Source organism: Acidocella sp. (genome assembly GCF_028687955.1).
GTDB lineage: Bacteria > Pseudomonadota > Alphaproteobacteria > Acetobacterales > Acetobacteraceae > Acidocella.
Map to the genome: position 1 here is coordinate 22,129 of NZ_JAQTZC010000026.1, position 4,835 is coordinate 26,963.

A 4,835-nucleotide genomic window follows, 5' to 3' on the forward strand; every position below is an offset into this window, starting at 1 on the left:
CCACCAAACCCAGAGAGTCAAGCTCTTGGCAGGCTGGTATAAAATGCCCGGCAAAACGCGCTGGTCCGATGAACTTTCAGCCGCGGGTGCCCGCTGATGGTGGACTGATCAGCCCGATTGCAGTCTAACCGCTTGCATCCGGACAGATTGCGGGGGGCCTATGCACCAATTCACCAAAACACCCAATACGCCGCCCGAGGCCCCCCGCCCCGCGGGCGCTCTCCGGCGGTTCATCAAGCTGCTGGGGCCGGGGGTGATCACCGGCGCGGCGGATGATGATCCCTCCGGCATCGCCACCTATTCCCAGACCGGCGCGCAGTTTGGCTTTGGCCAGCTCTGGACGGCGCTTTACCAGATACCGCTGATGGTGGCGGTGCAGGAATGCTGCGCGCGGATCGGCTCGGTGACTGGCCAGGGCCTGGCCGGGGTGATCCGCCAGCATTACAGCCGCCCCATCCTGGTTGTGATGGTGCTGCTCGTGGTGGTGGCCAATACCATCAACATCGGCGCGGATATTGGCGCGGTGGCGGCGGCCTCGCAGCTGGTGGTGCCCGCGCCGCTCTGGGTGTTCACGGTGCTGACCACGGTGATCGTGGTGACGCTGGAGGTGCAGATCAGCTATAAAACCTATGCGAAGGCGCTGAAATGGCTGGCGCTGGCGCTGCTGGCCTATCCGGCCACGGCTTTCATGATCCGCGAGCCGTGGGCTGAGATTTTGCGCGCCACCGTGATTGCGCATGTGGAATTCACGTTTCAGTTTCTCTTCATCGTCACCGGCGTGTTCGGCACCTCGATCTCGCCATATATGTTTTTCTGGCAGGCATCCGAGGAAGTCGAGGAGGAAATCGCCCAGGGGGTGCCGAGCGGGGACGACGGACAACCCCGGCTGCCCTGGGATTTTCTCAGCAATATGCGCATCGATACCGCGGTTGGCATGGTCTTCGCCGAGCTGGCGCAGTGGTTCATCATTATCACCACCGGTTCGGTGCTGTTTCGCCATGGAATCACGAATATCGCCACGGCGGCCGACGCGGCGGCGGCGCTGGAGCCGCTGGTGCGCTCTTTCCCCAACTCCGGCCAGGTGGCGCGCGATTTATTCGCCGTGGGGGTGGTTGGCCTGGGGCTGCTCGCTATTCCGGTGCTGGCTGGCTCCGCGGCCTATGCGATGGCCGAGGCATTTCAGTGGCGGGAGGGATTATCGCGCAAGTTTGGCGAGGCGCGAGGATTTTACGGGGTCATCATCGTTTCAACCGGGGTCGGGCTGCTGCTGAATTTCACGCGGATCAACCCGATGAAGGCGCTGGTGTTCACCGCCGTGTTCAACGGCATCGCCGCGGTGCCGCTGTTGTTCATGATCGCGCGGATCAATGCCAGCCGGGAGATTCTGGGGGCAAACCGGGGCGGCCCGGTATCGCGGACGCTGGTGTGGCTGACCTTTGCCATCATGGGGCTGTGCGCGCTGGGAATGTTCGCCACATTACTGCCCTGAAAGCGGGGTTTGCTTGGGCGGGAAACGGGCGCAGTGTCGGGGCAGCGGAACCACACAGGAGGGACAACAACATGTCAGCCACTTACCGGGAAGCCGTCGCCGTATTTGATTCCGCCGAGACGCTCGACGCGGCGGTGTTCACACTGGAAACGCATGGGTTTGACCGCGCGGCGTTCTCACTGCTGGCCAGCGAGGAGGCGGTGGAGCAAAAGCTTGGCCACCGTTATCAGCTCGTCAAGGAGGTCGAGGACGATCCGGCGGCGCCACGCGATACGTTTTATTCGCGAATCTCGCGGCTGGAGGCCACCTATCTGCCCGCGCCCGCGCTGGCCGCCATCGGCGGGCTGATGTTCACCGGCGCCACCGTGGCCTTGCCGGCGGTAATCGCGGCGGGCGGCGGGTTTGTGCTGGGCGCCGCGCTGGGCGGATTGATCCACCAGCATTATGCCACGCGGGTGAAGGAGCAGCTGGAACACGGCGGGCTGGTGCTGTGGGTGAGCCTGCGCGATGCGGCCCTGGAGGAGACGGCGCTGGAGATTTTGCGCGCGCAGGGCGGCCATGATGTGCATGTGCATGAAATGCCCGCCTGAACGGGCGGCCGGAAAGTGAAGCATGGAGCTGCTTGACGCGTTGCTGGCCGAGGATTTCCGCCGTGTCGCCGAGGCGCGGCATGCGGCGGGGAACCAGGTGCGGCTGCTGCGCGACGGGCCGGAGACATTCGGCGCCTGGCTAGAGGCGATCGGGGCGGCGAAGCGTTATGTCTGGCTGGAGAATTACATCATCCAAGACGACGCCATGGGCGCTGCGTTCGCCCAGGCGCTGATCGCCGCGGCGGGGCGCGGTGTGGCGGTGCGGGTGCTGTATGACTGGCTCGGCTGCTTGCGCCGGACCCGCGCGGACTTCTGGCAGCGCTTGCGCGCGGGCGGGGTGAGGGTGCGGGTGTATAATCCGCCGCACCCGCTGCATCCGTTGCGCTGGATCAGCCGGGACCACCGCAAGGTGCTGTGCGTGGACGGGGAGAGCGCCTTTACCGGCGGTTTGTGCATCGGCAATGATTGGTACGGCGATGCGGCGCGCGCCATGCCGCCATGGCGCGATACGGCGGTGGCGATCAAGGGGCCGGCGGTGGCTTATGTGGAAGCCGCGTTCGTGGATAGCTGGGAGGCCGCCTCCGGGCTGCCGCAACGCGATGTGGAGGCCGAGCCGGGTGCCGCCGCACGGCCGGGCGGGGTGGAAGTATCCGTGATCGCGGGGCGGCCCGATAGCCTGGGGCTGTACCGGCTGGAGCAGCTCATCGCGGAGATCGCGGAGCGCAGGCTCTGGCTGACGGATGGGTATTTTGTCGCCACCACCGCCTATGTGCGCGCCCTGGCCGGGGCGGCGCGCGGGGGGGTGGATGTGCGCCTGCTGGTGCCCGGCTCCAGCGACTGGCCGCTGGTGGGGGCGCTCTCGAAATCAGCCTACCGCCCGCTGCTGCAGGCGGGGGTGCGGGTGTTTGAGTGGAACGGGCCGATGCTGCACGCCAAAACCGCCGTGGCGGATAGCTGCTGGAGCCGGATCGGGTCCAGCAACTCCAACCTGGCAAGCTGGATTACCAACCGGGAACTGGACGTGACCATAAAGGACTATGCGCTGGCAGCCCAGATGGAGGCGATGTACGAGGCGGACATGACCAACGCGACCGAGGTGGTGCTGGCGCGCGGGCGCAGCGGCATACCAAGGCCGGTGGCGCCCGATGGCCATGCGCAGGAGCGCACCCCCGCCAAGGCCGGGCGGCTGCTCTCGGGCGCCATCGGCCTGGGCAGCACGCTGAGCGCCTCCTTCACCCGGCGGCGCCAGCTTGACCCCACGGAATCACTCGTGGTGCTGGGCGGTGGCCTAGTGCTGCTGCTGCTCGGGGCCATGGCGGTGTTTTTGCCGCGGCTGGTCGCTTGGGTGGTCGCGGTCTTCGCGCTGTGGCCCGGCGTGGGGCTGGTGCTGCGGGGGGTGAGGCTATGGTGGACGAGCCGGAATGACGCCGCCCGCTGAGTTCAGGATCATCAGCTGGAATCTGCTGCATTCAGTGGGGGCCGAGGCCGCGCATGTGCGCACGCTGATCGAGCGCCACGACCCTGATTTATGCCTGATGCAGGAGGCAGCGGCGGGGATCGACGAGCTGCCGGAGCAGCTGGGCGGGCATTATGCGCGCGTGGCGCTGCCGGGGCGCCACCATGGGCTGGCGGCCTGGAGCAAGCGCCCGTTTCATGCGCCGGCGGGGAGTTTGGCCTTGCAGCGCGGCATGCTGGTGCGGCGGGTGTGCCAGATACTCGACCTCGGCGGTTTCAGCGTCGCCAATGTGCATCTCTCGCACGGGCAGTTGCTCAACCGGCGGCAGTTGCGCCGCATTGCGGGCGTGCTGCCGCCCCAGGCGGCGATTCTGGGCGACTGCAACCTGCTGGGCGCGCCGCTGCTGCCGGGGTTTGAGGATGTGGGCGCACGCATTGCGACGCACCGGATGAGCGGCGTGCTGCCGCTGCGGCTGGACCGCTGCTTCGTGCGCGGGTTGCGCTGCACCAGAGCGGAGGTTCTGGAGCAAGGGGCTTCCGACCACCGGCCACTGCTGGTTGTGCTGGCATCTGGTTGAGCACCCCGGCATGGGCTACAAACACACATGAGTGATGCGCGGCGGGCTTTCCGGAAAAATGGGTTGATGCGGCGCAAATGGGTAAGGCAGCTGCGGGATGTGCTGCTGCTGCCCCCTGCCCTGCTATATGTGATCATCGAGGAGATTTTCTGGAACGGGGCCACGGCGCTGCTGCGGCAGGTTTCGCGGACCTGGCCGGTAAAGGCCGTGCAGAAGCAGCTTGTGGCCTTGCCCGCCCCGGTTATTCTGCCGCTGTTTCTGGTGCCCGAAATTTTAAGCCATATCGGCGGGTTCTGGGCGGCTTATCTGATCACGCGCGGGGAGTGGGCGGCCGCGATGCTGGCGGGGATCGTGATTAAAGGCAGCGCCACGCTGATGGTGGTCTGGATCTACCAGAGCTGCGAGCGCAAGCTGCTCTCCATCCGCTGGTTCGCCATGGTGCACCGGCAGGCGCTGCGCGGGCGCGATTGGGTGCTGGAGACAATCAGGCCGGGCCGGGAGTTGGCGATGCGCCTGTTGCGGCGCAGCCGGGCCGGGGTTGTGCTGCGCTTTGCCGCGATCCGCCAGGTGTTGGCGATGAAGCTGGGGTTCAGGCGGCGGGGCTGAAGCCCCGTGCTCAGGCTGGGAATGCCTGCGGGCTCTGAATTATACCAGTCAGCCTTAAGGCTGACTGGTATGCGCGCGGGGCTGGTGGGGCGGCCGCGCGCAAAATCAAGAGCTTAT

At 66.4% G+C, this 4,835-nt stretch carries 5 protein-coding genes; all 5 read left to right on the forward strand.

Annotated elements, in window-relative coordinates:
* Positions 1-160: 160 nt before the first annotated feature.
* On the forward strand, positions 161-1,489 hold the full coding sequence (locus tag PHE40_RS05260) for an NRAMP family divalent metal transporter (protein WP_299959035.1): 1,329 nt from the start codon (positions 161-163) through the stop codon (positions 1,487-1,489).
* A gap of 71 nt (positions 1,490-1,560) precedes the next feature.
* Positions 1,561-2,079: a hypothetical protein gene (locus PHE40_RS05265; RefSeq protein WP_299959038.1), complete on the forward strand. Its 519-nt coding sequence runs from the start codon at positions 1,561-1,563 to the stop codon at positions 2,077-2,079.
* A 22-nt stretch (positions 2,080-2,101) separates the two neighbouring features.
* Positions 2,102-3,517, forward strand: coding sequence for a phosphatidylserine/phosphatidylglycerophosphate/cardiolipin synthase family protein (locus PHE40_RS05270; RefSeq protein ID WP_299959040.1), 1,416 nt, complete (start codon positions 2,102-2,104; stop codon positions 3,515-3,517).
* Positions 3,501-4,112 carry an endonuclease/exonuclease/phosphatase family protein gene (locus PHE40_RS05275; RefSeq protein WP_299959043.1) on the forward strand — a complete coding sequence of 204 codons (612 nt, stop codon included), beginning with the start codon at positions 3,501-3,503 and terminating at the stop codon, positions 4,110-4,112. The genes PHE40_RS05270 and PHE40_RS05275 overlap by 17 nt, the downstream gene beginning before the upstream one ends.
* Positions 4,113-4,178: 66 nt before the next feature.
* Entirely contained in the window at positions 4,179-4,718 is a 540-nt protein-coding gene (locus PHE40_RS05280) for a hypothetical protein (RefSeq protein ID WP_299959046.1), read from the forward strand.
* Positions 4,719-4,835: the final 117 nt, after the last annotated feature.

Coding starts and splice junctions, on each gene's coding strand:
- PHE40_RS05260 (WP_299959035.1), top strand. CDS start 161: ATGCACCAATTCACCAAAACACCCAATACGCCGCCCGAGGCCCCCCGC.
- PHE40_RS05275 (WP_299959043.1), top strand. CDS start 3,501: ATGACGCCGCCCGCTGAGTTCAGGATCATCAGCTGGAATCTGCTGCAT.
- PHE40_RS05280 (WP_299959046.1), top strand. CDS start 4,179: ATGCGGCGCAAATGGGTAAGGCAGCTGCGGGATGTGCTGCTGCTGCCC.
- PHE40_RS05265 (WP_299959038.1), top strand. CDS start 1,561: ATGTCAGCCACTTACCGGGAAGCCGTCGCCGTATTTGATTCCGCCGAG.
- PHE40_RS05270 (WP_299959040.1), top strand. CDS start 2,102: ATGGAGCTGCTTGACGCGTTGCTGGCCGAGGATTTCCGCCGTGTCGCC.